General features: G+C 61.8%; 20 protein-coding genes. 17 read left to right on the forward strand and 3 right to left on the reverse strand.

Annotation, left to right across the window (positions count from 1 at the left end):
• Positions 1–36: 36 nt before the first annotated feature.
• The 3 genes from PSH80_RS24795 to PSH80_RS24805 all read left to right on the forward strand — a co-directional run bounded on the left by PSH80_RS24795 (position 37) and on the right by PSH80_RS24805 (position 2,051).
• Complete coding sequence (locus PSH80_RS24795; protein ID WP_200661401.1) at positions 37–1,002, forward strand: L-carnitine dehydrogenase; 966 nt, start codon at positions 37–39, stop codon at positions 1,000–1,002.
• 73 nt (positions 1,003–1,075) lie between these two features.
• Positions 1,076–1,549, forward strand: coding sequence for a thioesterase family protein (locus PSH80_RS24800; RefSeq protein ID WP_057440254.1), 474 nt, complete (start codon positions 1,076–1,078; stop codon positions 1,547–1,549).
• Positions 1,550–1,787: 238 nt separating this feature from the next.
• Positions 1,788–2,051, forward strand: coding sequence for a hypothetical protein (locus PSH80_RS24805; protein WP_057440253.1), 264 nt, complete (start codon positions 1,788–1,790; stop codon positions 2,049–2,051).
• 95 nt (positions 2,052–2,146) lie between these two features.
• Here PSH80_RS24805 and PSH80_RS24810 read toward each other — a convergent pair whose 3' ends face one another.
• Both PSH80_RS24810 and PSH80_RS24815 read right to left on the reverse strand, forming a co-directional pair.
• The gene (locus tag PSH80_RS24810) at positions 2,147–3,250 is read right to left on the reverse strand and encodes a GlxA family transcriptional regulator (protein ID WP_029300670.1); all 1,104 of its coding nucleotides are present in this window, start codon (positions 3,248–3,250) and stop codon (positions 2,147–2,149) included.
• A gap of 593 nt (positions 3,251–3,843) precedes the next feature.
• Entirely contained in the window at positions 3,844–5,220 is a 1,377-nt protein-coding gene (locus PSH80_RS24815; protein ID WP_128593313.1) for an L-serine ammonia-lyase, read from the reverse strand.
• Positions 5,221–5,647: 427 nt separating this feature from the next.
• Here PSH80_RS24815 and PSH80_RS24820 point away from each other — a divergent pair, with 427 nt between their 5' ends.
• The 3 genes from PSH80_RS24820 (at position 5,648) to choV (ending at position 8,682) form a co-directional block, all read left to right on the forward strand.
• Complete coding sequence (locus tag PSH80_RS24820; RefSeq protein WP_128593312.1) at positions 5,648–6,595, forward strand: choline ABC transporter substrate-binding protein; 948 nt, start codon at positions 5,648–5,650, stop codon at positions 6,593–6,595.
• Between the two features lie 66 nt (positions 6,596–6,661).
• Positions 6,662–7,507, forward strand: coding sequence for a choline ABC transporter permease subunit (choW, locus tag PSH80_RS24825; protein ID WP_057440251.1), 846 nt, complete (start codon positions 6,662–6,664; stop codon positions 7,505–7,507).
• Positions 7,504–8,682 (forward strand): choline ABC transporter ATP-binding protein, encoded by a 1,179-nt coding sequence (choV, locus tag PSH80_RS24830; RefSeq protein WP_029300678.1) that lies wholly within the window; start codon positions 7,504–7,506, stop codon positions 8,680–8,682. Before choW ends, choV begins: the two co-directional genes overlap by 4 nt.
• 152 nt (positions 8,683–8,834) lie before the next feature.
• Here choV and PSH80_RS24835 read toward each other — a convergent pair whose 3' ends face one another.
• Complete coding sequence (locus PSH80_RS24835) at positions 8,835–10,772, reverse strand: BCCT family transporter (RefSeq protein WP_225923893.1); 1,938 nt, start codon at positions 10,770–10,772, stop codon at positions 8,835–8,837.
• Positions 10,773–11,150: 378 nt separating this feature from the next.
• Between PSH80_RS24835 and betI the strand changes: the two genes are divergently transcribed.
• The 11 genes from betI (at position 11,151) to yccS (ending at position 26,800) form a co-directional block, all read left to right on the forward strand.
• Positions 11,151–11,744 carry a transcriptional regulator BetI gene (gene betI / locus PSH80_RS24840; RefSeq protein WP_057440248.1) on the forward strand — a complete coding sequence of 198 codons (594 nt, stop codon included), beginning with the start codon at positions 11,151–11,153 and terminating at the stop codon, positions 11,742–11,744.
• 111 nt (positions 11,745–11,855) lie between these two features.
• Positions 11,856–13,328, forward strand: coding sequence for a betaine-aldehyde dehydrogenase (gene betB / locus PSH80_RS24845; RefSeq protein ID WP_057444317.1), 1,473 nt, complete (start codon positions 11,856–11,858; stop codon positions 13,326–13,328).
• Between the two features lie 124 nt (positions 13,329–13,452).
• On the forward strand, positions 13,453–15,153 hold the full coding sequence (betA, locus tag PSH80_RS24850; protein ID WP_057440344.1) for a choline dehydrogenase: 1,701 nt from the start codon (positions 13,453–13,455) through the stop codon (positions 15,151–15,153).
• A 246-nt stretch (positions 15,154–15,399) separates the two neighbouring features.
• Positions 15,400–16,095, forward strand: coding sequence for an RraA family protein (locus PSH80_RS24855; RefSeq protein WP_029297314.1), 696 nt, complete (start codon positions 15,400–15,402; stop codon positions 16,093–16,095).
• A gap of 127 nt (positions 16,096–16,222) precedes the next feature.
• Complete coding sequence (locus tag PSH80_RS24860; protein ID WP_282405446.1) at positions 16,223–17,665, forward strand: TldD/PmbA family protein; 1,443 nt, start codon at positions 16,223–16,225, stop codon at positions 17,663–17,665.
• Entirely contained in the window at positions 17,665–18,981 is a 1,317-nt protein-coding gene (locus PSH80_RS24865) for a TldD/PmbA family protein (protein ID WP_128593310.1), read from the forward strand. The genes PSH80_RS24860 and PSH80_RS24865 overlap by 1 nt, the downstream gene beginning before the upstream one ends.
• A gap of 255 nt (positions 18,982–19,236) precedes the next feature.
• On the forward strand, positions 19,237–20,127 hold the full coding sequence (locus PSH80_RS24870; RefSeq protein ID WP_057444320.1) for an alpha/beta fold hydrolase: 891 nt from the start codon (positions 19,237–19,239) through the stop codon (positions 20,125–20,127).
• 36 nt (positions 20,128–20,163) lie between these two features.
• Positions 20,164–21,591 (forward strand): multidrug transporter subunit MdtD, encoded by a 1,428-nt coding sequence (gene mdtD, locus PSH80_RS24875; RefSeq protein WP_057960848.1) that lies wholly within the window; start codon positions 20,164–20,166, stop codon positions 21,589–21,591.
• Between the two features lie 131 nt (positions 21,592–21,722).
• The gene (gene dbpA / locus PSH80_RS24880; protein WP_232545553.1) at positions 21,723–23,060 is read left to right on the forward strand and encodes an ATP-dependent RNA helicase DbpA; all 1,338 of its coding nucleotides are present in this window, start codon (positions 21,723–21,725) and stop codon (positions 23,058–23,060) included.
• A gap of 158 nt (positions 23,061–23,218) precedes the next feature.
• Positions 23,219–24,397 (forward strand): NAD(P)/FAD-dependent oxidoreductase, encoded by a 1,179-nt coding sequence (locus PSH80_RS24885; protein WP_057440244.1) that lies wholly within the window; start codon positions 23,219–23,221, stop codon positions 24,395–24,397.
• A gap of 219 nt (positions 24,398–24,616) precedes the next feature.
• A complete protein-coding gene (gene yccS, locus PSH80_RS24890) occupies positions 24,617–26,800 on the forward strand; it encodes a YccS family putative transporter (protein WP_057440243.1) in 2,184 nt (727 codons plus the stop codon).
• Positions 26,801–26,857: the final 57 nt, after the last annotated feature.

Raw genomic sequence — 26,857 nt, forward strand, 5'->3', positions numbered from 1 at the left:
CCGCAATGAACCTCTTTAGCACTGGAAATTACCAAAATGAGCTTTATCACCGAAATCAAAACCTTCGCCGCCCTGGGCAGCGGTGTGATCGGCAGCGGCTGGGTGTCCCGCGCCCTCGCCCACGGCCTGGATGTGGTGGCCTGGGACCCGGCGCCCGGCGCCGAAGCCGCCCTGCGCAAGCGCGTCGCCAATGCCTGGGGCGCCCTGGAACAACAGGGCCTGGCGCCGGGCGCCTCCCAGGAGCGTCTGCGTTTTGTCGCGACCATCGAAGAATGCGTGCAAGACGCCGATTTCATCCAGGAAAGCGCCCCCGAACGCCTGGAACTGAAACTGGAACTGCACAGCAAAATCAGCGCGGCGGCCAAACCCGATGCCTTGATCGGCTCCAGCACTTCGGGGCTATTGCCCAGTGAGTTTTATGAAGGCGCCACGCACCCGGAACGCTGCGTGGTCGGCCACCCGTTCAACCCGGTTTACCTGCTGCCGCTGGTAGAAGTGGTCGGTGGCAAACACACCGCGCCCGAAGCAATCCAGGCCGCGATCAAGGTCTACCAATCTCTCGGTATGCGCCCGCTGCATGTGCGCAAGGAAGTCCCGGGGTTTATCGCCGACCGCTTGCTGGAAGCGCTGTGGCGTGAGGCGTTGCACCTGGTCAACGATGGGGTGGCGACCACCGGCGAGATCGACGATGCGATCCGCTTTGGCGCCGGCTTGCGCTGGTCGTTCATGGGCACATTCCTGACCTACACCCTGGCCGGCGGCGATGCCGGGATGCGGCATTTCATGACGCAGTTCGGGCCGGCACTGCAGTTGCCGTGGACGTACCTGCCGGCGCCGGAACTGACCGACAAACTGATTGATGATGTGGTTGATGGCACCCGTGAGCAGTTGGGCAGCCATAGCATTTCGGCGCTGGAACGCTATCGTGATGATTGCCTGCTGGCGGTGCTGGAGGCGGTGAAGACCACCAAGCAAAAACACGGCATGAGCTTCGCCGAATAACGGCGGTTGATATCTGTGGGAGCAGGCAAGCCAGCTCCTGCAGTTGACCGAGTACAGATCTGGAATTGACGACATGCCCGCACTGACGACCTACACCACCAACATCCTCCCTGACTGGGTCGATTACAACGGCCACCTGCGCGATGCGTTTTACCTGCTGATCTTCAGCTACGCCACCGATGCATTGATGGACACCCTGGGCCTGGACAGCGACCACCGCGAAGCCAGCGGCCACTCGCTGTTCACCCTGGAACTGCACCTCAATTACCTGCACGAAGTGAAACTCGGCGCCGAGGTCGAAGTGCATACCCAGTTGATCGCCCATGACAACAAGCGCCTGCATCTGTATCACAGCCTGCACCTGGTGGGCGAAGAGCGGGAGCTGGCGGGCAATGAGCAGATGCTGTTGCATGTCGACCTGGCGGGGCCACGCTCGGCCCCCTTCAGTGAGGGGGTTGCACAGCGGTTGACGGCCATCAGCACCGAGCAATCAGACCTGCCCCGGCCGGCCCTGCTCGGTCGCGTCATCGGCCTGCCCGGCAAATAAAAAAAGCCCCGATCAAGCCGTGACAGGATCGGGGCAGAGTGCTTTGTGCGAGCGTGCGGGCCGAGGGTGACCAAACCTTCATTCTGCTTGCTTGAAAACCAGTGTGCCCGCAACCACCCTCGGCAACTGGCCCGAAAACGACCTGCTCATAGTCGTTCCAGCCATCACGTCATTCAGCCCTTGCCGACCCGCTGGCGGCCCACCAGAATCAAAGGCTCCCCTAACCAGGATGAACATCATGATGCACGCGGATTTGATTGATCAGGATGACCTGCTGAGCCAACTGCGCTCCCTGGGTTTCGAGGTGTCCAGCGGCGCCACCGCCGAGCAGGCCTGTGAATGCGCGGTACGCGGTTTGAGTGAGGCGCGGGCCAAGGCACTCAAGGGTATGGTCGAGCAGATGTACACCAGCAGCGCGACGATTCTGCCGGCGGTGCGCCAGGCGATTGATAAGCAGTTGTTGCCGGCCCTGATGCAGTTCAAACAGAATTCCGGGGCCTGATACACCGCTATCGCCGGCAAGCCAGCTCCCACATTTGAAGGTATTCACAGATCAAAATGTGGGCGCTGGCTTGCCGGCGATGCAGACGCCTCGGCCTACAGCCTTACACTGGCAAACGTCGACTCATTGCGCGCCTGGCTCAACGCCGACATCGGCCCGGCCAGCGGTGACAACACCAGCGCCTGCGGAATCGGCATCATCGCCACTTGCTGGGTGGTGTTGGAACCTACGCGCTCATCCCGTGGCGGAATGCCGAAGTATTCGCGGTAGCACTTGGAGAAGTGCGGCGTGGACACAAACCCGCACACCGAGGCCACTTCGATGATCGACATCGGCGTTTGCTTGAGCAACTGCCGGGCGCGGATCAGGCGCAGCTTGAGGTAGTAGCGCGACGGCGAGCAGTGCAGGTATTTCTGGAACAGCCGCTCCAGCTGACGCCGCGAGACGGCGACATAGACGGCCAATTCATCGAGGTCGATCGGCTCTTCCAGGTTGGCTTCCATCAGCGCGACGATTTCCTGCAGCTTCGGCTGATTGGTGCCGAGCATGTGCTTGAGCGGCACGCGCTGGTGGTCCTGCTCATTGCGGATACGTTCGTACACGAACATCTCGGAAATCGCCGCCGACAGTTCACGGCCATGGTCGCGGCTGATCAGGTGCAACATCATGTCCAGCGGCGCGGTACCACCAGAACTGGTGAAGCGATTGCGGTCGAGGGTGAACAGGCGCGTACTCATCGACACCCGTGGGAAGGCTTCCTGCATCGACGCCAGGCATTCCCAGTGCACGCTGCAATCAAACCCGTCGAGCAAGCCGGCGCAGGCCAGGGCCCAACTGCCGGTGCACACCGCGCCGAGGCGGCGGGACTGGCGCGCCTGGCTTTGCAGCCACGACACATGTTCACGGGTCACGGTGCGCTGGATACCCACGCCGCCGCAGACAATCACGGTGTCCAGGGCCGGGGCTTTGTGCATGGAGCAATCGGGGGTGATTTGCAGGCCATCGCTGGCCCATACCTGGTTGCCGTCGACGCTCAAGGTAGTCCAGCGATACAGCTCGCGGCCGGACAATTGGTTGGCCATGCGCAGTGGTTCCACTGCGGACGCCAGGGAAATCAGCGTGAAATTGTCCAGCAGCAAAAAGCCGATGGATTGAGGCGCACGGTTCTGGGGTTGGGCCCCGGAGTTGAACGACGTCATCGCGGTATCTCCTCACACAAAGCAGGTAATGGCCTCAGGCGAGGCTCTTGTTATTGCGCTCGTCATCCGTCAGGAGAGAGGCTTTGAATTGATAGAGCAAATGCCATGCCTAAAGTTGAATAGGTATTCAATAACTCCTGAAAACGACCTGTTGAGGTGTCTATATAAGCCCGCGCCCGGCGTGGGGATATGACCCGGAAAAAGCCTACACTCAGGGTCTGTGAGCAGATCGGTAGCACTTGTGGGAAGGCGCTTTCAGGGCGTAGGAAAAGTGTGTCACCACACGCACAGGTGATGGGTGGTCGGAAGGGAAATCGTTTGGGGGCTACTTATCTGTTTGCGACGCGCTAAAAGGTGGCGTATCGGGGGTGGAGTGTTCACTTTATGAGCAGTGGGGTTTGACACACCACCATCGCGGGCAAGCCCCAATGCCAGTCAGTTAAACGCAGATCTCCTGTGGGAGCGGGCTTGCTCGCGAAAGCAGTGGGTCAGTCAACATCAATGTTTGCTGGGCCGACGTCTTCGCGGCGATGCGGCGATCCGACAAGCCCGCTCCCACATTTGATCTTCACTGCTTTGAGCATTGCGTTCGCTTAACACTCGACAGCACTCACCGCCAACCCACCCCGCGAGGTCTCCTTGTACTTGTCATGCATATCCGCCCCGGTATCGCGCATGGTGCGGATCACCCGGTCCAGGGAAATAAAGTGCTGGCCGTCGCCCCGCAGGGCCATCTGCGCGGCATTGATCGCCTTGACCGCGGCAATCGCATTGCGCTCGATACACGGCACTTGCACCAGGCCGCCCACCGGGTCGCAGGTCAGGCCCAGGTTGTGTTCCAGGCCGATTTCGGCGGCGTTGCACACCTGCTCCGGCGAGGCGCCAAGAATCTCTGCCAGCCCCGCCGCCGCCATGGCGCAGGCCGAACCGACTTCACCCTGGCAACCCACTTCGGCGCCGGAGATCGACGCATTCTTCTTGCACAGGATGCCGATGGCCGCCGCACCGAGAAAGTAGTCCACCACATTGGCCTCGGTGACTTCTTCGCTGAACTTCATAAAGTAATGCAGCACCGCCGGGATGATCCCCGCCGCGCCATTGGTGGGTGCGGTGACCATGCGCCCACCGGCGGCGTTTTCTTCGTTGACGGCCAGGGCGAACAGGTTGACCCACTCCATGGCGCTCAAGGTCGAGCCGATCACATTCGGCTTGCCCAGCTCTTGCAAACTGCGGTGCAACTTGGCGGCGCGGCGGCGCACATTCAGGCCACCGGGCAGGATGCCCTCATGCTTGAGACCTTGCTCGACACAATCCTGCATGGCATGCCAGAGTTTCATCAGGCCGCTGCGGATTTCTTCCTCGGAGCGCCACACCTTTTCATTGGCCAGCATCAGGTCGGCAACCCGCAGGTTGTGGGTGTTGCACAACTGCAACAACTCCACCGCACTGGAAAAATCATAGGGCAGTTCGGTGCGGTCCATATCCGCCACGCCGCTGCGCGCCTGGGCCTCATCCACCACAAAACCGCCACCCACTGAATAGTAGGTATCGCGATGCAACTCGGTCTGGGCGCCGTAGACCACCAGGGTCATGGCATTGGGATGGAACGGCAGGTTTTCGTCGATCAGGCGCATGTCCCGCGACCACACAAAGGGCACCGGCACACGGTTGTCCAGCAGCAGCGTCTGCGTCTCACGCAGGGTCTCGATACGCGGGCCGATCTGCGACGGATCAATCGCATCCGGCCACTCGCCCATCAGCCCCATGATCACTGCATTGTCGCTGCCATGCCCGATGCCGGTGGCCGACAACGAGCCATACAGCTGAACTTCGACGCGCTGCACCTGTTCCAAAAGAGCACGTTCACGCAAGTCCTGGACGAACAACGCCGCGGCCCGCATGGGGCCGACGGTGTGGGAACTGGACGGCCCGATGCCAATCTTGAACAGGTCGAAAACGCTGATAGCCATTGCGCGAAACTCCTCGATAGCACAGGCCAGGCGCAGTAACGCCTGGTGGCGGAGCTGCTACGCTCAAGTCGCCCAGATGGCGGCATCATCAAGCTTTCGTTGCGCCGTCCGGCGTCTGACACCGACATACCCATGCTCACCAGCGTCGTCCCCTCGCAATGGGGCGTAATCGCCGTTTTTTGCGGCGCAGATCGAGAAAAAGTGCAGTTTTGCCTGTGGAAAAACCTGTATGCGACGTCACCGACACTGGATACGACCATCCCTGTACTGGATGCGACCCACCCTGTAGGCGTCAGATTTTCACTGGTACATGATCAGTCTCGACTCGTTTGCAAGGTACCGAGGCTGCACGTTGCTCGCACGCCCCAACTGCAACACTTATAAGCGCGGTCTCGCACCGCCAGAAAAACACCAGGAGTCCAAACCCATGAAAGGTTCCCCCCCGTTGTTGTTGGCCGCCATGCTGAGTCTTCCCTTTGCGGCCCACGCTGCTGATCCCGAGCAGTGCAGCACCGTCAACTTCTCCGATGTCGGCTGGACCGATATCACCGTCACCACCGCCACCACCAGCGAAATCCTCAAGGGCCTGGGCTACAAGCCCCGGACCACGATGATTTCCGTGCCCGTGACCTACAAGTCCCTGGCTGATGGCAAGAACATGGATATCTTCCTCGGCAACTGGATGCCGACCATGGAAAACGACATCAAGCAGTACCGTGATGCCGGCACCGTGGAAACCGTGCGCGCCAACCTGGAAAACGCCAAGTACACCCTGGCAGTGCCACAAGCGCTGTACGACAAGGGCCTGAAGGACTTTGCCGATATCGCCAAGTTCAAGAAGGAGCTGGGCGGCAAGATCTATGGCATTGAACCGGGCAACGACGGCAACCGTACGATCCAGAGCCTGATCGACAAAAATCAGTTCGGCTTGAAAGACGCAGGTTTCAAGGTGGTCGAGTCCAGTGAGGCGGGGATGCTCTCGCAAGTCGAGCGCGCCACCAAACGGGAGCAGGCCATTGTATTCCTGGGCTGGGAACCGCACCCGATGAACACCCGGTTCAAGATGAAGTACCTGACTGGCGGTGACGATTCATTCGGCCCCAACTACGGCCAGGCCACCATCTACACCAACACCCGCAAGGGCTACGTGCGGGAGTGCAGCAACGTCGGCCAGCTCCTGAAAAACCTGGTGTTCACCCTCGACATGGAAAGCACCCTGATGGGTAACGTCCTCGACGACAAAATGAAACCCGACGCCGCCGCCAAGGCCTGGCTGAAGAAGAACCCGCAAGTGCTCGACACCTGGCTCGCCGGGGTCACCACCCTTGATGGCAAACCAGGACTTGCCGCCGTAAAAGCCTACCTCGACAAGTAACCGCTGACCCTGGGCCGGCGCGCCGGCCCAGGATGTTTCCCTCTTCGCATGTGGACATTCACTACCATGCTGACTGAACAGAAAATCCCACTAGGCCAGTACATCGCTGCCTTCGTCGAATGGTTGACGCAGAACGGCGCCGATTATTTCGACGCGATCGCATCGACACTGGAAACGATGATCCACGGCGTGACGTTTGCGCTGACCTGGTTCAATCCGCTGGCATTGATCGGTCTGATTGCGCTGCTTGCTCACTACATTCAACGTAAGTGGGGGCTGACTGTATTTGTGATTGCCTCCTTCCTGCTGATCCTCAACCTGGGGTACTGGCAGGAAACCATGGAGACCCTGGCCCAGGTGCTGTTCGCCACCCTGGTCTGCGTGGTCATCGGTGTGCCGCTGGGCATTGTTGCCGCGCACAAACCGATGTTCTACACCGTGATGCGCCCGGTGCTCGACTTGATGCAGACCGTGCCGACCTTTGTTTACCTTATCCCGACCCTGACCCTCTTCGGGCTGGGTGTGGTGCCTGGCCTGATCTCCACGGTGGTGTTCGCGATTGCCGCGCCGATCCGCCTGACCTACCTGGGCATCCGCGATGTACCGCAAGAGTTGATGGATGCCGGCAAGGCCTTTGGCTGCTCGCGCCGCCAATTGCTCTCGCGCATCGAACTGCCCCACGCCATGCCGAGCATCGCTGCCGGTATTACCCAATGCATCATGCTGTCGTTGTCGATGGTGGTGATCGCGGCCCTGGTGGGCGCCGACGGCCTCGGCAAACCCGTGGTCAACGCGCTGAACACCGCCGACATTGCCCTGGGCTTTGAAGCCGGCCTGGCGATTGTGCTGCTGGCCATCATGCTCGACCGCATCTGCAAACAACCCGACGCCAAAGTAGGGGGTGATGCATGAGCATTATCCGATTCGACAATGTCGATGTGATTTTTTCCAAAGACCCACGCGAAGCCCTCAAGCTGCTGGACGAGGGAATGCACCGCAATGAAATCCTGAAGAAGACCGGGCAGATCGTCGGCGTGGAAAAGGCCAGCCTGGATATCGAGAAAGGCGAGATCTGCGTGCTGATGGGCCTGTCCGGCTCCGGCAAATCCAGCCTGTTGCGCTGTATCAACGGCCTTAACACCGTGAGCCGTGGCCAGTTGTTTGTCGAACATGAAGGACGCCAGATCGACATCGCCTCATGCACCCCGGCAGAGCTGAAAATGATGCGCACCAAGCGCATCGCCATGGTGTTCCAGAAGTTCGCCCTGATGCCCTGGCTGACCGTGCGTGAAAACATCAGCTTTGGCCTGGAAATGCAGGGCCGCCCCGAAAAGGAACGGCGCAAGCTGGTGGACGAGAAGCTTGAGCTGGTGGGCCTGACCCAATGGCGCAACAAGAAGCCCGACGAACTTTCGGGCGGCATGCAACAGCGCGTCGGCCTGGCCCGCGCCCTGGCGATGGACGCCGATATCCTGCTGATGGACGAACCCTTCTCGGCCCTCGACCCGCTGATCCGCCAAGGCCTGCAGGATGAGTTGCTGGAGCTGCAACGCAAACTGAGCAAGACCATCGTGTTCGTCAGCCACGACCTGGATGAGGCGCTGAAGCTGGGTAGCCGGATCGCGATCATGAAAGACGGCAAGATCATCCAGTACAGCGTGCCGGAAGAGATTGTGCTGAACCCGGCGGACGACTATGTGCGCACCTTCGTCGCCCATACCAACCCGCTGAACGTGTTGTGCGGCCGCAGCCTGATGCGCACCCTGGACAACTGCAAGCGGGTCAACGGCTCGGTATGCCTGGATCCGGGCGGCGATTCGTGGCTGGACCTGGCCGAAGGCAACACCATCCAGGGCGCACGGCAAAATGGCGTGGCAATGAACCTGCAGAACTGGGCGCCGGGGCAAGCCGTGGAAGGCCTGGGGCGGCTACCGACCTTGGTGGATTCGAATATCGGCATGCGCGATGCCTTGCAGATTCGCTACCAGACCGGCAACAAGCTGGTGCTGCACGACAACAACAAAGTGGTGGGGATTCTGGGGGACAGCGAGCTGTACCACGCCCTGCTGGGCAAGAACCTGGGCTAAAAGGCAACACAAAACAAATGTGGGAGCGGGCTTGCTCGCGATTGCAATGTATCAGTCAATGAACCTGGTACTGATACACCGCAATCGCGAGCAAGCCCGCTCCCACATTTTGACCAGATGGTGTCAGTGACGACACCACCCGCCTTCAACCATCAGCTATAGACACGGCCAAGGAGCTGCCGATGGCTTTCAAACTGATCGAGCACATCCCGGGTGATCTGCTCCTGGGTGAAGCCCATCAGGTCGTACTCCTGGCCGCCGTTGTGCAGGTAAACCTCGGCGCGGTAGTAGCGCGCACGCTCCTCGTCGGCCTCGATCGACTCACTCGGCGCCGCCAGGTAGCCGTCCAGGCTCACCTCGTAGACAAACGGGTTGCCTTCCATCTCGATCCGCACGCCAATGCAGCGCTTGGATTTACCCAGCAGCGTCTGCACATCCAGCCCTTGGGCGCGCAGGGCCACGGCGGCTTCTTCCAGCGCCGGGGTGACCTTTCTGTCCATAAAGCGCTGCACCACGGCCTGGCTCGGCTGCAGGTCCTGGGCAGTCAGGCGCTCGCTGAAACCACGACGGCCGCGTTCGGCCAATTGCGCCTGCTCCTGTTCGATGGCCACGTCCTGGCGCATGGCCTTGTGCAAACCGAACATAAAGAAGATCAGCACCACCGAGAACGGCAAGCCCGCCAGCACCACCATGGTCTGCATGGCTTCAAAGTTGCCCGCAAACAGCAAGCCGATGGTCACCAGGGTGATCACCGCCGACCAGAAGATCCGCAGCCAGTGCGGCGCATCCTCATCCACGTTGCCACCTTTGCACGACAGGTTGGCCATCATCACCGCGCCGGAATCCGCCGGCGTCAGGAACAGCACAAAACCCACAAAGATCGACACGCCGATCACCACTTTCGACGCCGGGTAGTACTCCAGCAACTGGTAGATCGCCATGGAGGGTTGCTCCAACGCCGTCTTGCCCAGCTCCACGGCGCCATGGTTGAGCACCAGGTCCAGGGCCGAGTTGCCGAAGATCGACAGCCACGCCAGGGTAAAGCCCAGCGGGATCAGCAGCACGCCCGCCACCAGTTCGCGCACCGTACGGCCACGGGAAATACGCGCGATGAACATGCCCACGAACGGTGCCCAGGAAATCCACCAGGCCCAGTAGAACAGGGTCCACAGGCCCATCCAGCGCTCGGACTTCTCACCATCGCCTTCGTACACGTAGAGGTCGAAGGTTTTCAGCACCAGACCGTTCATGTAGTCGCCGATGTTCTGCACAAAGCCGTTGAGCAGGTGCAGGGTCGGGCCAAACAGCAGCACAAAAATCAGCAGGCCGCTGAACAGCACGATGTTCAGGTTGGACAAGCGACGAATGCCGTTCTCCACGCCCGACACGGCGGCGATGGTCGCCACGGTGCTCATCACGATGATCACGATCAGCAGGTTGGTGTTGCTGTGCTCCATGCCGAACAGGTTTTCCAACCCGGACGACACTTGCATCGAACCAATCCCCAGGTTTGTCACCAGGCCCAGCAGGGTCACGAACATGCCGAAGCCGTCCACCGCGTGACCCGCCGCGCCTTTGACCCAACGCTCGCCCATCAATGGGTACAGCGCCGAACGCAGGGCCAGCGGCTGGTTATGGCGGTATGCGAAGTACGCCACGGCCAGGCCGACCAGCGCGTAGATCGCCCAGCCATGCAGGCCCCAGTGCAGGAAGGTCAGCTGCAACGCCTGGCGCGCGGCCATATGGGTGGCGGCGGCGCCTTCGGGCGGGTTGAAGTAGTGGTCCAACGGCTCGGACGCGCCGAAGTACAGCAACGAAATGCCGATGCCCGAGGAGAACAACATGCCGGCCCAGGCGCCGTAACTGAAGTCCGGGGTATCAGCCTTGCTGCCCAGCTTCAGTTTGCCGTAGGACGAAAACGCCAGGCCCACCACAAATACCAGGTAGGCGGCGATGACCACCATGTAATACCAGCCAAAGCTTTTCGAGAGCCAGGTCTGGGCGACTCCCAGCATTCTGCCGGCCTCTTGCGGGGCGATGATCAGAACGGCGGTCAACAACAGGATCAACGCGGTAGAGGTGTAGAACACCCAACCGTTGACCCGCACTTTTTCCGGTGGGGTCTTTATTAGAGAGGCAGAACTCATGGCACAGAGGCTCCGGGCAGTGCGAGAGAGGACACAAGGCAGCGCTTGACCCACGCCATCGATTTTTCGGCAGTCGACGGACGGGTGTTATAAAGACATCCCGAAAAACCCCAGACCCCAGCAACGCGCTGTCATGGGCTGTTTCAAGGGTTTTTACGGATGTCAGATGCGTCTGCCGACACGTAGGAAATACCTGTAGGCAGCGACCATTTGTCGCAGATCTTATTCTTTGTTGATTGAACGTTCAATCAAAACAAAATAGACTGGCCTTCACGCCGACGAACGTTTACGCCCGTCGGCAGGCCTAAGGAGAGGTGCTACATGCCCAAGGTCGGTATGCAACCCATACGCCGCCAGCAGTTGATCGAAGCCACATTGACGGCCATAGATCAGGTCGGGATGGGGGATGCCAGCATTGCGCTGATCGCCCGTTTGGCCGGCGTCTCGAACGGCATCATCAGTCACTACTTTCAGGACAAGAACGGCCTGATCGCCGCAACGATGCGGTACCTGATGAATGTGCTGATCGAGAATGTCCACGAACGCCGGCAGGCATTGAAGGAAGACACCCCGCGGGCGCACCTTCAAGTGATTATCGGCGGCAACTTCGACGCCAGCCAGGTCAACGGCCCGGCAATGAAAACCTGGCTGGCCTTCTGGGCCACCAGCATGCACCACCCGTCTTTGCACAGGTTGCAGCGGATCAACGATCACCGCCTGTATTCCAACCTGTGCTGCCAGTTCCGCCGTGTGCTGCCGCTGGAAGATGCACGCAGCGCAGCCCGAGGCCTGGCGGCCTTGATCGACGGTTTGTGGTTGCGCGGCGCCCTGTCGGGAGACGCTTTCGACACGGAGCAGGCGCAACGGATCGCTTACGAATACATGGATTTCCAATTGGCCAAGCAGGTGAGTTAGAGCACACATAAACGCTCAACCCCTGAACGGCTACTGAACGGTGTTGCCAGAACCTTATGGCTGCACCTTTTGGTGGTTAACGCCAACCACTTATGCACTTGCGAGGACTTTATGGCCCGTTTCGAACTGCAAAAACTCTACATTGACGGCGGCTACAGCGACGCTGGCAGCGATGCCACCTTCGAAGCCATCAACCCGGCTAACGGTGAAGTTCTCGCCAACGTGCAACGCGCCACATTCGAAGACGTTGAGCGTGCGGTGGTCAGCGCCGAAAAGGGCCAGAAAATCTGGGCCGCCATGACCGCCATGGAGCGTTCGCGCATCCTGCGTCGCGCCGTGGAAATCCTGCGCGAGCGCAATGATGAACTGGCGGCCCTGGAAACCCTGGACACCGGTAAATCCTTCTCTGAAACCAAGTACGTCGACATCGTCACCGGCGCCGACGTGCTGGAATACTACGCAGGCCTGGTGCCCGCCATCGAAGGCGAGCAGATCCCGCTGCGTACCACCTCGTTCGTCTACACCCGCCGCGAGCCGCTGGGCGTGGTCGCCGGTATCGGCGCGTGGAACTACCCGATCCAGATCGCCCTGTGGAAGTCCGCCCCTGCCCTGGCTGCCGGCAACGCGATGATCTTCAAGCCAAGCGAAGTCACCTCGCTGACCACCCTGAAGCTGGCCGAAATCTACACCGAAGCTGGCGTGCCGGATGGCGTGTTCAACGTTCTGACCGGTAGCGGCCGTGAAGTCGGCACCTGGCTGACCGAGCACCCACGCATCGAGAAAATCTCCTTCACCGGCGGTACCGACACCGGCAAGAAGGTCATGGCCAGCGCTTCGAGCTCCTCGCTCAAAGACGTCACCATGGAACTGGGCGGCAAATCCCCGCTGATCATTTTCGACGACGCCGACCTGGATCGCGCCGCCGACACCGCGATGATGGCCAACTTCTACAGCTCCGGCCAGGTCTGCACCAACGGCACCCGTGTGTTCATTCCAAAGCACCTGCAAGCCGCCTTTGAAGCCAAGATCGTTGAGCGTGTTGCGCGTATCCGCGTTGGCAACCCAGAAGACGAAAACACCAACTTCGGCCCACTGGTCAGCTTCGCCCACATGGAAAGCGTGCTGGGCTACATCGCCAAGGGCAAGGAAGAAGGCGCACGCCTGCTGTGCGGCGGCGACCGCCTGACCGACGGCGACTTCGCCAAGGGCGCATTCGTGGCACCGACCGTGTTCACTGACTGCACCGACGACATGACCATCGTGCGTGAAGAAATCTTTGGCCCGGTGATGAGCATCCTCACCTACGAGACCGAAGAAGAAGTGATCCGTCGTGCCAACGACACCGACTTCGGCCTGGCCGCTGGTCTGGTGACCAAGGACCTGAACCGCGCCCACCGCGTGATTCATCAGTTGGAAGCGGGTATCTGCTGGATCAACGCCTGGGGCGAGTCCGACGCGAAGATGCCGGTTGGCGGCTACAAGCAGTCGGGTGTTGGCCGTGAGAACGGCATCAGCTCGCTGAACAACTTCACCCGCATCAAATCGGTACAGGTTGAGCTGGGCGACTACGCCTCGGTGTTCTAAACCCGAGTTCTGTATTGCCTGCGGGGCCGCTATCGCTGGCGAGCCCGGCTCCCACATTCTGATTGTGGGAGCTGGCTTGCCTGCGATGGGGCCCGACCTGACCAACTCCAAAGAGGGTGCATTTATGTCCCAAGAATACGACTACATCATTGTGGGTGCCGGCTCCGCCGGTAACACCCTGGCGACCCGTCTGACCGAAGATGAAGGCGTCACCGTTTTGCTGCTGGAAGCCGGCGGCCCCGACTACCGCCTGGACTTCCGCACCCAGATGCCCGCCGCCCTGGCGTTCCCGCTGCAAGGCCGCCGCTACAACTGGGCCTACGAAACCGATCCAGAGCCACATATGGACGGGCGTCGTATGGAATGTGGTCGCGGCAAGGGCCTGGGTGGCTCGTCGCTGATCAACGGCATGTGCTACATCCGTGGCAACGCCATGGACTACGACAACTGGGCAAAACTGCCAGGCCTGGAAGACTGGAGCTACCTCGACTGCCTGCCGTATTTCCGCAAGGCCGAAACCCGCGACATCGGCCCGAACGACTACCACGGTGGCGAAGGTCCGGTCAGCGTGACCACGCCTAAAGCCGGTAACAACCCGCTGTTCCACGCCATGGTTGAAGCTGGCGTGCAGGCCGGTTACCCGCGTACCGAAGACTTGAACGGCTACCAGCAGGAAGGTTTCGGCCCGATGGACCGTACCGTGACGCCGAACGGCCGTCGCGCCAGTACCGCCCGTGGCTACCTGGACACCGCCAAGAAGCGCTCGACCCTGACCATCGTCACCCATGCCCTGGCCGACAAAGTGTTGTTCGAAGGCAAGCGTGCGGTCGGTGTGCGTTACCTGATCGGTGCCGCCGAAGAGCGTGTTGAAGCCCGCGCGCGCAAGGAAGTGCTGGTGTGCAGCGGCGCCATCGCCTCGCCGCAATTGCTGCAACGTTCCGGTGTAGGCCCGGCCAAACTCCTGGAAAGCCTCGACATCCCGGTGGTCCACGACCTGCCAGGCGTCGGTGAAAACCTGCAGGACCACCTGGAACTGTATCTGCAATACGCCTGCACCCAGCCGGTCTCGCTGTACCCGTCGCTGCTCTGGTACAACCAGCCAGCCATTGGTGCCGAATGGCTGTTCAACGGCACCGGCATCGGCGCCAGCAACCAGTTCGAAGCGGGCGGTTTTATCCGCACCCGTGAAGAATTCGAGTGGCCGAACATCCAGTACCACTTCCTGCCGGTCGCGATTAACTACAACGGCAGCAACGGTGTGAAAGAGCACGGTTTCCAGGCGCACATGGGCTCCATGCGTTCGCCGAGCCGTGGCCGCGTGCAAGTGAAGTCGAAGAACCCACGGGACTACCCGAGCATCCTCTTCAACTACATGGCCACCGAGCAGGACTGGCAGGAGTTCCGCGATGGCATCCGCCTGACCCGTGAAATCATGCAGCAGCCGGCACTGGACGCGTTCCGTGGCCGTGAAATCAGCCCGGGCATCGACGTGCAAACCGACGAGCAACTGGACAAGTTCATCCGCGAGCACGCCGAAACCGCGTTCCACCCGTCCTGCTCGTGCAAGATGGGCACCGACGAAATGGCTGTGGTCGATGGCGAAGGCCGCGTGCATGGCATGCAGGGCCTGCGGGTGGTCGATGCGTCGATCATGCCGATCATCACCACCGGCAACCTGAACGCGCCAACCATCATGATCGCCGAGAAAATCGCCGACAAGATGCGTGGTCGCCAGTTGCCGCGCAGCACCGCGGACTACTACGTGGCCGGCGATGCGCCGGTGCGTGGCAAGCCGTTGCGTGAAGTGGGTCCGACCGCGCAGTAACCGCTACACCGCGGCGCTCTTATCGCAGGCAAGCCCGCTCCCACATTTGAACGTATTCACACATCAAAATGTGGGAGGGGGCTTGCTCCCGATAAGACCCGACCAGCCAACACCCATCTTCCCAGACTCTTCCTACACTGCCCCGCCCTTGATCCCACCCCCCGCGCCGGCCTAATCTAGTCCCTCGCGCAAACGTTTCACCTTCCTACCGACACGCCGGCTTCTGCCTGGCCACGAGGCTTTCTCATGTTTGATGTCGTTTCTTCGAGCAAATGGCCTACCGGCTTCCTGATCAATCCAAACGTTGAACCGCTGGACCCGAAATGGCTGAAGGAATTCAGCAAGATCCCGGCGGCGGCCGTCAGCGACTGCCTGGGCCGTAACGTCGGTGGCCTGGGCCTGAAAGCCTTCCACGGCAATGCACCGATGCTCGGCAGCGCCCTCACCGTGCGGGTGCGCCCCGGTGACAACCTGATGATTCTCAAAGCCATGCAGATGGCCCGCCCGGGCGATGTGCTGGTGATCGACGGCAGCGCCGACCTGACCCGCGCGGTGTTCGGCGGCATCATGCGCGCCATGGCCCTGAAGGCTGGCATTGTCGGTGTGGTGATCAACGGCGCCCTGCGCGACCTCGACGAATGGCAAACCGGCGAACTGCCGGCCTACGCCATCGGCGGCGTACACCGTGGCCCGAGCACTGACGGCGGCGGCGAGATCAACGTGCCGATCTCCTGCGCTGGCATGCTGGTAGCCCCTGGCGACCTGATGATCGGCGATGGCGACGGCGTGGTCGCCGCCTCGCGCAGCGAACTGCCGGAATTGCTGGTGCGCTGCCATGACCTGCTGGCCCGCGAGAAAGCCACACTGGCTGCCATCGAAGCCGGCACCCTGGACCCTGACCGCTTTGACGCCATCCTGCGCGCCAAGGGTTGCCCGGTCTAAAGCCAAGGCAAAAGCATCGCAGGCAAGCCTGCTCCCACATTTTGATTTGTGAGCACATTCAAAAGGTAGGAGCTGGCTTGCCTGCGATGGGGCCCTCAAAGCCATCACCGCCCACAAGGAAGGCCCCATGTTCGACAAACACCCGCAACTCAAACAACATTTCGCCGCCCTGCGCACCCGCGCCGAATTCTTCTCCCTGCGCTACGTGCGCGAGTCCGGCCAGTACCTGTCGGTGCGCAAGAATGTCGCCGAACCGCCGCACCTGAGCCGCGACGAAGGCGCCATGCTCACCGTGCGCCTCAACGGTGTCGAAGCCTACGCGGCCACCCACGATATTTCCCTGGCCGGCCTGCAAGCGGCCCTCGAGCGTGCCGAACAGCAAGCCCGGCGGATCAAGCCCCATGCCCTGCTCGACCTGCGCGACCAGCCGGTGTCCAGCGACATCGCCGACTACCTGTCGCCAGAGCTCGATCAAGCCTTCCCGTCCCTGAGCGACTGCTACCAACTGCTCGGCGCAGAGTCAGCGGCCGTGCCCAGGGACGAGCGCCTGGTGAACTGGGAAGTCAGCCTGGGCACCACCCACGTTGAACAGATCTACCTCAACAGCGCCGGCGCGCAACTGCGCCAGGCCCAGCGTTTTGTGTTCCCCGGCGTCAATGTGACCGCCTACCACGGCAACGACAGCCAGACCCGCACCCTGGGCGGCAGCAACTTTGGCCAGCAGGGCGGCTTTGATGTGATCAGCCGCTTCGGCCTGGTAGGCGCCGCGCCACGGGTGGCCGACGAGGCCCTGCAACTGCTGCTGGCCCCCAACACGCCCCAGGGCCCGCGGAACCTGCTGTTGATGCCCGACCAGATGATCCTGCAGATCCACGAATCCATCGGCCACCCGCTGGAGCTGGACCGCATTCTCGGCGACGAGCGCAATTACGCCGGCACCAGCTTCGTCAAGGCCAGCGACTTCGGGCACCTGCAATACGGCTCCAACCTGCTCAACGTGACCTTTGACCCGGACATTCCCGAGCAACTGGCCAGCTACGCCCATGACGACGACGGCACGCCCGCCAACAAGCAGTTCCTGATCCGTAACGGCCTGCTGCTCAAGCCCCTGGGCGGGGCGCTGTCGCAGTACCGCTCGGGCATGGGCGGCGTAGCCAACAGCCGCGCCAGCAGTTGGAACCGCGCACCCATCGACCGCATGGCCAACCTCAATATCGAGGCTGGCGACCAGAGCCTGGCGCAACTGATCGGCGGCATCGAGCACGGCATCCTGATGTCGACCAACCGTTCCTGGTCGATCGACGATGCGCGCAACAAGTTCCAGTTCGGCTGCGAGTGGGGCCAGTTGATCGAGAACGGCGAACTCAAGGGCGTGGTGAAGAACCCCAACTACCGGGCGATTTCCGCGCAGTTCTGGCGCAAGCTCAGTGCCGTGGGCGATGCCAGCACCTTCAAGGTGCTGGGCACGCCCAACTGCGGCAAGGGCGAGCCGAACCAAGTGATCCGCGTCGGCCATGCATCGCCGGCGTGTGTCTTCAGCGATGTGGATGTGTTTGGGGGAGACTCCTGATGAAGGCTTTCAAGGACCTGGTGGAATGGCTCAAGCAGGCCATCGCCGATGGGGAACAGTTTCATCTGGGCTACGCGGCGGAGTCGTCCGAATTCGTGCGTTTCAACCACGCCAAGGTGCGCCAGGCCGGCCAGGTACAGCAGGCCAGCGTCAACCTCAAGCTGATCAACGATGGCCGGCACGCCGACCTGGCCATCACCCTGGCCGGCGCCCCCGAGGTGGACCGCCAGCGCCTGGCCGAGGGCCTGCAGCAATTGCGCGACACCTTGCCCTTGCTGCCCAAAGATCCTTACCTGCTACTCAATCACACGGCCTGGCAAAACAGCAGCGAGCAGGCCCAGGCGCTGCCGGACCTCGATCAAGTCCTGGGCGAAATCAGCCAGGGCGCCCAAGGTTTCGACCTGGTCGGCATCTATGCCGCCGGGCCGATCAGCCGCGGGTTCGCCAGCTCGTCGGGGGCTTTTGGCTGGCACCAGGCCAATAGCTTCAACTTTGATTTCAGTCTGTTCCATGCCAATGGCGAGGCGGTCAAGGCCAGCTACGCCGGCGATGCCTGGGACAGCGCGGCATTTGCCCAGCGCTTGCAGCAAGCCCGCGAACAACTGGAGTTTCTTGGCCGGCCCTTGCACACCCTGGCGCCCGGCCAATACCGCGCCTACCTGGCACCGGCGGCCATGGAAGAAATCATCGGCATGCTCGCCTGGGGTGGTTTTTCTGCGCAGGCCATCGCCAGCAAGGGCAGCCCGTTGCAGCGCCTGTATGCTGGCGACCAGGCCCTGAGCCCGCTGGTGGGCATGGGCGAACAGATCACCGGCTCCCTGAGCCCGGCGTTTTCCCGGGACGGTTACCCGCGCAGCGACGTGACCTTGATCGCCAATGGCCAGGCGCAAGGGCAACTGGTCAACTCGCGCAGCGCCGCCGAATACGGCTTGAGCACCAACGGCGCCAGCGGCGATGAGTCCCCCAGCGCCTTGCAGATGGCCGCCGGCAGCCTGGCCCAGGCCGATATCCTCAAGCAACTGGGCACCGGCCTGTATATCAGCAACCTGTGGTACCTGAACTACTCCGACCAGCCGGCGGCGCGCCTGACAGGCATGACCCGCTTCGCCACGTTCTGGGTCGAAGACGGCGAGATCAAGGCACCGGTCAGCACCATGCGCTTTGACGATAGCGTCTACCACCTGCTGGGGTCGCAGTTGGAAGCGCTGACCGCCGAGCGCGAGTTGCTGCTGTCGGCCAGCACCTATGGCGAGCGCAACACCTCGTCCAACCTGCTGCCGGGCGCGTTGGTAAAACGCCTGACCCTGACCTTGTAAACGCCCGGCTTGTGCTGTGGCGAGGGGGCTTCTCGCCACAACAAGCGCGCGCCTTGCCACAATTTAAGCTGGCTCCTACAGGGGAATACCCTGGGTTCTGATGAACCTTCCCTGGCAGCATCCCGTTGGTTGGCGGACTGTTGTCGACGCTCGAAAACCTCGTTATAACGGTTAGTGGCATCCCGCCACTCTCAACCCATTTGTTCGCAAATGATGCATGACCTCGCCCGGGACTGGGCGAGCCGGAGCGTTGACATGTACCAAGGAAGTTTTGTCATTGATAAGTTGTTCAAGCACTACAACGTTCACGTAGAGCAATTGGGTAACGATCCGCAACGCAAGACCGTGCTGTTGGTCAACGGCGCGCTGTCCACCACCCGCTCATTCGCCCGCACCAGCAAGTGCCTGGCCGAGCATTTCAATGTGTTGATGTTCGACTTGCCGTTTTCCGGCTATTCGCGCCCCCACAACACCGATCTGGACCTGGTGACCAAGGACGACGAAGTCGAGATCCTGCGGGCGCTGGTGGAGCGTTTCCAGGTCAACCACCTGGTGTCGGCCTCCTGGGGTGGCATCTCGACCCTGCTGACCCTGGCGCACAACCCGCCTTCCATCGAAAGCTCGGTGGTGATGGCCCTGGCACCCAATCTCAACCCGGCAATGCTCGAATATGTGGAGCGGGTGCGGGTGCTGATCGAGGCCGATGACAAGTCTGCCGTCGGCCACTTGCTCAATGAGACCGTCGGCAAATTCCTCTCCAGCCGGCTCAAGCGCAATAACCATCGGCACCTGTCGACCATGGCCACCACCGAGTACCGCCAGGCGCGCTTTCATATTCATCAGGTGCTTGCCCTGGGCGATGGCAACTACCTGCCGCAATTGCGCCAGATCGAAACCCCAGTGCATTTTCTCAACGGCACGCTGGACGAATACACCCCGGCCAATGAAGCCCAACTGTTCAAGCAATACGTGGGCCGCAGCAGCTTTGCCAGCGCCGAGCACACCGGCCATTTGCTCGACCTGGAGTCGCGGGAGGCGGCGCTGGCGGTGCATCGCGCGCTGATCGACTTCCTGGTGGGCAAGGACGTGGCCATCGCTGATATAGACGAACCGCCAGTGGGAAAATCGGCAGAGGTTGGCGCATAATCGGCAACCCATAGCCTGCTAACAAAAAGGGATCTCATGCCGAATCGTGTCGTGCTCGATGCCAAGACCGCCCGCTGGTTACCCTGGGTGGTAGCGATTGCCTTCTTCATGCAGTCGCTCGACGGCACGATTCTCAACACGGCACTGCCCGCCATGGCCGAGGACCTGGCGGAAAACCCGCTGCGCATGCAGGGCGTGATCATCGCCTACATGCTCACCGTGGCCTTGCTGATCCCGGCCTCGGGCTGGATCGCCGACCGTTTCGGCACCAAGAAGATTTTCTTCGGCGCGATCATGCTGTTCAGCATCGGCTCGCTGCTGTGCGCCCTGTCCAGCAGCCTGAGCATGCTGGTGGGCGCACGGGTGATCCAGGGTCTGGGCGGCGCGCTGATGCTGCCGGTGGGCCGGCTGGTGGTGCTGCGCGCCTACCCGCGCTCGGAGCTGGTGCGGATCATGGGTTTTATCACCATTCCCGGCCTGCTCGGCCCCCTGCTCGGCCCGACCATGGGCGGCTGGATGGTGCAGTACCTGACCTGGCACTGGATTTTCCTGATCAACCTGCCGGTGGGCATGATCGGCTGCTACGCCGTGTGGAAATTCATCCCCGACCTGCGCGGCAGCGAGCGTACTCGCTTCGATAGCCTGGGCTTTTTGCTGTTTGGCGCGGCAATGGTGCTGATCACCATTGCCATGGAAGGCCTGGGCGAGCTGCACCTGCCGCACTTGCGCGTGATGTTGTTGCTGTTCGGTGGCATGGCGTGCCTGGCGGCCTACTGGCTGCGCGCCGGGCATATCGAAAACCCACTGTTCTCGCCGGTGCTGTTCAAGACCCGGACCTTTGCCGTGGGCATTCTCGGCAACCTGTTCGCGCGCCTGGGCAGCGGCGCCCTGCCGTTCCTCGTGCCGTTGCTGCTGCAGATCGCCCTGGGTTACTCGCCGTCCCAGGCCGGGATGAGCATGCTGCCCCTGGCGGCAGCGGCGATGGTCGCCAAGTCGGTCGCCCGGCCGTTGATCGAACGCCTGGGCTATCGCGTCGTGCTCACCGGCAACACCCTGCTGCTGGGCATGATGCTGGCGAGCATGGGCCTGGTCAGCGAACAGACGCCCTACCCGCTGTTGCTGGCGATGCTCGCGGTACTGGGGGCGATCAACTCCCTGCAATTTACCGCGATGAACACCGTGACCCTGATCGACCTCGACGATGCCCAGGCCAGCAGCGGCAACAGCCTGCTGTCGGTGGTGGCGCAACTGGCCCTGAGCCTGGGGGTGGCCTGCGCCGGTGCCCTGCTTGGCGGGTTTACTGCCCAAGCCGGTAACGATGGGGTCAACACCGTGCTCGAGGCGTTCCAGTTGACGTTCCTCACCGTGGGCATCATGGCGATGCTGGCGGCGGCGATCTTCTTGCAATTGTCGCCAAAAGACGGCAAACGAGTGGTCAGCCGCGAGCACGACATTGAGCATTAGGCGGCGTCTCGTCTAGAACTTGCAGGGAAATTCCCACGGGGCTGGTACACTGCGCGACATTTTGTTTTTGCAGAGCCTGTCCCGTGACCACCATCGCCACCGCTTTTAATACTTTGCCGCTCTCCGCCGCCATGCTGGCTAACCTTGACTCGCTGGGTTATGCCGAGATGACGCAGATCCAGGCGCAAAGCTTGCCGGTGATCCTCAAGGGGCTGGACCTGATCGCCCAGGCCAAGACCGGCAGCGGCAAGACCGCCGCCTTCGGCATCGGCCTGTTGAACCCGATCAACCCGCGCTACTTCGGTTGCCAGGCCCTGGTGATGTGCCCGACCCGCGAGCTGGCTGACCAGGTGGCCAAGGAAATCCGCCGCCTGGCCCGCGCCGAAGACAACATCAAGGTGCTGACCCTGTGCGGCGGCGTGTCCCTCGGCCCGCAGATCGCTTCCCTGGAGCATGGCGCCCACGTCATCGTCGGCACCCCGGGCCGCATCCAGCAACACCTGCGCAAGGGTTCGCTGGTGCTGGACGGTTTGAACACGCTGATCCTCGATGAAGCCGACCGCATGCTCGACATGGGTTTCTACGACGCCATCGAAGACATCATCAGCAAGACCCCGGCCCGTCGCCAGACCCTGTTGTTCTCGGCCACCTACCCGGTGAGCATCAAGCAACTGGCCTCCAAATTCATGCGCGCGCCGCAGCAGGTCAAGGCCGAAGCGTTCCACTCCGATGAGCAGATCGAGCAGCGTTTCTACGAAATCTCCCCGGAAGAGCGCATGGACGCGGTGACCAAGGTGCTGTCGCACTTCCGTCCGGCCTCTTGCGTGGCCTTCTGCTTTACCAAGCAGCAAGTGCAGGAAACCGTGGATCACCTGACCGCCAAGGGCATTTCTGCAGTCGGCCTGCATGGCGACCTGGAACAGCGCGACCGTGACCAGGTGCTGGCAATGTTCGCCAACCGCAGTACTTCGGTACTGGTGGCCACCGACGTGGCGGCCCGAGGCCTGGACATTGACTCGCTGGACATGGTGATCAACGTCGAACTGGCCCGCGATTCGGAAATCCACATTCACCGCGTCGGCCGTACCGGGCGTGCCGGTGAGACCGGGATCGCCATCAGCCTGGTGGCGCCGTCCGAGGCACACCGTGCCCAGGCCATCGAACTGCTGCAAAAGGCCCCGCTGAACTGGGATCAACTGAGCAACCTCAAATCACAGGGCGGCGCGCCGCTGCTGCCGGTGATGAGCACGTTGTGCATTGCTGCCGGTCGTAAAGACAAGGTCCGCCCAGGCGACATCCTCGGCGCGCTGACCGGTGAAGCCGGGATCCCGGGCGCCCAGGTGGGCAAGATCGCGATCTTTGACTTCCAGGCCTATGTGGCAGTGGAGCGTAGCGTCGCCAAGCAGGCGTTGCAGCGCTTGAATGACGGCAAGATCAAGGGCCGTTCGTTGCGCGTGCGGATCCTGTAAAGCTCTTCGATTCAATGGAGATCCAATGTGGGAGCGGGCTTGCTCGCGAATGCGGTGTACCAGTCGCCAGATGGGGTGGCTGACAGCCGTATTCGCGAGCAAGCCCGCTCCCACATTTCTGATTGCATTTGAGATCAATATTTTGTGAGGACACCGTTTTGCGCTCGACCGAAGTTGTGATCATTGGCGCTGGCGCCGCAGGCTTGATGTGCGCGCTGACCGCCGCCGGGCGTGGGCGCAAGGTGATGTTGATCGACCATGCGAACAAGGCCGGCAAGAAGATCCTGATGTCCGGCGGTGGCCGCTGTAACTTCACCAATATGTACACCGAGCCTGCCAACTTCCTCTCGCACAATGCGCACTTCTGCAAATCCGCCCTGGCCCGTTACACCCAGTGGGATTTCATCGGGCTGGTGGCCAAGCATGGCGTGCCGTACCACGAGAAGAAGCTCGGCCAGCTGTTCTGCGATAACAAATCCAGCGACATCCTCGGCATGCTGCTCGACGAATGCATCCAGACCGGCGTGAGCCTGCACCTGGACACCTCGATCCAGGAGATCGCCAGGCTCGACAGCGGCTACCAACTGCAGACCACCCTCGGCGAGTTGCGCTGCGAGTCCCTGGTGATTGCCACCGGTGGCCTGTCGATTCCGACCCTGGGCGCCACCGGCTTTGGTTATCAGGTGGCCAAGCAGTTCGGCCATGAACTGCTGCCGACCCGTGCAGGCCTGGTGCCGTTTACCATCACCGATCAGCTCAAGGAACTGTGTGGCGAGCTGTCCGGCACCTCGGTCGATTGCCTGGTCAGCTGCAACGACCAGAGCTTTCGCGAGAACATTTTGTTCACCCATCGCGGCCTGAGCGGGCCGGCGATTTTGCAGATCTCCTCGTACTGGGAGCCCGGCGACACGGTAGAAATCAACCTGCTGCCCGACCACGACGCCCACGCCTGGCTGCAACAGCAACAGGCCGAGCGCCCCAACAGCGAACTCAAGACCCTGCTGGGCGAGATCTTCACCAAGAAGATGGCCAACCTGCTGGCCGAGACGTGGTTTGTGTCCAAGCCGATGAAGCAGTACACCCACGCCGAACTGGCGGATATCGCTACCAAGCTGGGCAGTTGGCAATTGGTCCCGGCCGGCACCGAGGGCTACCGCACCGCCGAAGTCACCTTGGGCGGGGTGGATACGCGGGAAGTGTCGTCCAAGACCATGGAGTCGCTGAAAAGCCCCGGCCTGTACTTTATCGGCGAAGTGCTGGATGTGACCGGGCACCTGGGCGGGTTCAACTTCCAGTGGGCCTGGGCTTCGGGGTATGCGGCGGCGCAGTACGCCTGAACGGTAATGTGATCAACTGTGGGAGCGGGCTTGCTCGCGAATACGGTGGGTCAGTCAGCTCATTCAGCGACTGACACTCCGCATTCGCGAGCAAGCCCGCTCCCACAGTTTGATGGGGTGTGCCAAAACAATTTTTGCTTATGAATGTGATCGCCACGCTTGCCGTGACGTCATTACTGGCTCAATTTAGCGGCATCGTCCCGGAAGACCCCAGACTTCATGTCCTCGACCTCGTTCAAGCAGTCCATGCGGCGCCTTTGGGCACTGGATAAGTTCAGTTACAGCGTACGGGTGTTTATCGCCCTCACCGGCAGCATGGCGCTGTGCTGGTATCAGGATGAAATGTCGCTGCTGATCCCGCTGTTCCTGGGGATTATCGCCAGCGCCCTGGCCGAAACCGATGACAGCTGGCAGGGCCGCCTCAATGCGCTGGCGGTGACGCTGGTATGTTTCAGCGTGGCGGCGCTGTCGGTGGAGTTGCTGTTTCCCTACCCGTGGATTTTTGCCATCGCCATCGCCCTGGCGAGTTTCTGCCTGACCATGCTCGGCGCCCTGGGCGAGCGTTATGGCGCCATTGCCTCGGCCACTTTGATTCTGTCGGTCTACACCATGATCGGCGTGGACCAGCGCGGCGGCGCCGTCACCGACTTCTGGCACGAACCCTTGCTGCTGGTGGCCGGTGCCGCCTGGTACGGCGCGCTGTCGGTGCTGTGGCAGGCAATGTTTTCCAACCAGCCGGTTCAACAGAGCCTGGCCCGGCTGTTTCGCGAGCTGGGGCGTTACCTCAAGCTCAAGTCATCGCTGTTCGAGCCCATTCGCCAACTGGACGTCGAAGCGCGGCGCCTGGAGCTGGCGCAACAAAATGGCCGGGTGGTGGCGGCGCTCAATGCGGCCAAGGAAATCATCCTGCACCGTGTCGGCAATGGCCGGCCGGGTTCCAAGGTCAGTCGCTACCTCAAGCTGTACTTCCTGGCCCAGGACATCCACGAGCGCGCCAGTTCCTCCCACTACCCCTACAACGCCCTGGCCGAAGCCTTCTTCCACAGCGATGTGCTGTTCCGTTGCCAGCGCCTGCTGCGCCAGCAAGGCAAGGCCTGCCAGGCCCTCGCCGAGTCGATCCAGCTGCGCCAGCCGTTTGTCTATGACGCCAGCTTCGCCGAGGCCCTGGGCGACCTGAATGCCTCCCTCGAACACCTGCGCATCCAGAGCAACCCGGCCTGGCGTGGCCTGCTGCGTTCGTTGCGCGCGCTGGCGGCCAACCTGTCGACCCTCGACCGCCTGCTCAGCGACGCCAGCAACCCAGACAGCCTGGCAGATGCCAGCGACAGCAGCCTGCTGGACCGCTCGCCGCGCAACCTCAAGGAAATGTGGACGCGCCTGCGTACCCAACTGACCCCGACTTCGCTGCTGTTCCGTCACGCCCTGCGCCTGCCCCTGGCGCTGAGTGTCGGCTACGGCATGGTGCATTTGATCCACCCGTCCCAGGGCTACTGGATCATCCTCACCACCCTGTTCGTCTGCCAGCCCAACTACGGCGCCACGCGGCGCAAGCTTGGCCAGCGGATCGTCGGCACGGCCATCGGCCTGACGGTGGCCTGGGCCCTGTTCGATCTGTTCCCTAACCCCTTGGTGCAGTCGATGTTCGCCATCGCCGCCGGGCTGGTGTTCTTTATCAACCGCACCACCCGCTACACCCTGGCCACCGCCGCCATTACCCTGATGGTGCTGTTCTGCTTCAACCAGGTGGGCGATGGGTATGGGCTGTTCCTGCCGCGCCTGTTCGATACCTTGCTCGGCAGCCTGATCGCCGGGCTGGCGGTGTTCCTGTTCCTGCCGGACTGGCAAGGCCGGCGCCTGAACAAAGTGCTGGCCAATACCCTGACCTGCAACAGCATCTACTTGCGCCAGATCATGCAGCAATATGCCGCCGGCAAGAGCGACGACCTGGCCTACCGCCTGGCCCGGCGCAATGCGCACAACGCCGACGCCGCGCTGTCCACCACCCTGGCCAATATGCTGATGGAGCCGGGGCACTTCCGTAAGGAAGCCGACGTTGGCTTCCGCTTCCTGGTGCTGTCCCACACCTTGCTCAGTTACCTGTCGGGGCTGGGTGCCCACCGCGACACCCAACTGCCGGCCGATGTGCGTGAGCACCTGATCGAAGGCGCGGGCAAGACCCTCGCCACGAGCATCGACGAAATCGCCAGTGGGTTGGCGAACAAACAGCCGATTGCGGTGCAGAGCGATGCCGAGGAAGCGCTGGCAGTGGAGCTGGAGCAGATGCCGGATGAGATCGACGAAGCACAGCGCCTGGTACAGACGCAGTTGGCATTGATCTGTCGGCAGTTGGGGCCGTTGCGCACGCTGGCGGCGCATTTGATCAAGGAAACCAGTGCGGCTTAGAGCCCTATCGCGAGCAAGCCCGCTCCCACATTTTGATCTGCGAATACGGGCATGCTC

Source organism: Pseudomonas sp. FP818 (assembly GCF_030687335.1).
Lineage (GTDB): Bacteria > Pseudomonadota > Gammaproteobacteria > Pseudomonadales > Pseudomonadaceae > Aquipseudomonas > Aquipseudomonas shahriarae.

Bases quoted from the DNA above. Each gene is read 5' to 3' on its own strand.
- PSH80_RS24795 (WP_200661401.1), top strand. From the start codon at position 37: ATGAGCTTTATCACCGAAATCAAAACCTTCGCCGCCCTGGGCAGCGGT.
- PSH80_RS24800 (WP_057440254.1), top strand. From the start codon at position 1,076: ATGCCCGCACTGACGACCTACACCACCAACATCCTCCCTGACTGGGTC.
- PSH80_RS24805 (WP_057440253.1), top strand. From the start codon at position 1,788: ATGATGCACGCGGATTTGATTGATCAGGATGACCTGCTGAGCCAACTG.
- PSH80_RS24810 (WP_029300670.1), bottom strand. From the start codon at position 3,250: ATGACGTCGTTCAACTCCGGGGCCCAACCCCAGAACCGTGCGCCTCAA.
- PSH80_RS24815 (WP_128593313.1), bottom strand. From the start codon at position 5,220: ATGGCTATCAGCGTTTTCGACCTGTTCAAGATTGGCATCGGGCCGTCC.
- PSH80_RS24820 (WP_128593312.1), top strand. From the start codon at position 5,648: ATGAAAGGTTCCCCCCCGTTGTTGTTGGCCGCCATGCTGAGTCTTCCC.
- choW (WP_057440251.1), top strand. From the start codon at position 6,662: ATGCTGACTGAACAGAAAATCCCACTAGGCCAGTACATCGCTGCCTTC.
- choV (WP_029300678.1), top strand. From the start codon at position 7,504: ATGAGCATTATCCGATTCGACAATGTCGATGTGATTTTTTCCAAAGAC.
- betI (WP_057440248.1), top strand. From the start codon at position 11,151: ATGCCCAAGGTCGGTATGCAACCCATACGCCGCCAGCAGTTGATCGAA.
- betB (WP_057444317.1), top strand. From the start codon at position 11,856: ATGGCCCGTTTCGAACTGCAAAAACTCTACATTGACGGCGGCTACAGC.
- betA (WP_057440344.1), top strand. From the start codon at position 13,453: ATGTCCCAAGAATACGACTACATCATTGTGGGTGCCGGCTCCGCCGGT.
- PSH80_RS24855 (WP_029297314.1), top strand. From the start codon at position 15,400: ATGTTTGATGTCGTTTCTTCGAGCAAATGGCCTACCGGCTTCCTGATC.
- PSH80_RS24860 (WP_282405446.1), top strand. From the start codon at position 16,223: ATGTTCGACAAACACCCGCAACTCAAACAACATTTCGCCGCCCTGCGC.
- PSH80_RS24865 (WP_128593310.1), top strand. From the start codon at position 17,665: ATGAAGGCTTTCAAGGACCTGGTGGAATGGCTCAAGCAGGCCATCGCC.
- PSH80_RS24870 (WP_057444320.1), top strand. From the start codon at position 19,237: ATGTACCAAGGAAGTTTTGTCATTGATAAGTTGTTCAAGCACTACAAC.
- mdtD (WP_057960848.1), top strand. From the start codon at position 20,164: ATGCCGAATCGTGTCGTGCTCGATGCCAAGACCGCCCGCTGGTTACCC.
- dbpA (WP_232545553.1), top strand. From the start codon at position 21,723: ATGCTGGCTAACCTTGACTCGCTGGGTTATGCCGAGATGACGCAGATC.
- yccS (WP_057440243.1), top strand. From the start codon at position 24,617: ATGTCCTCGACCTCGTTCAAGCAGTCCATGCGGCGCCTTTGGGCACTG.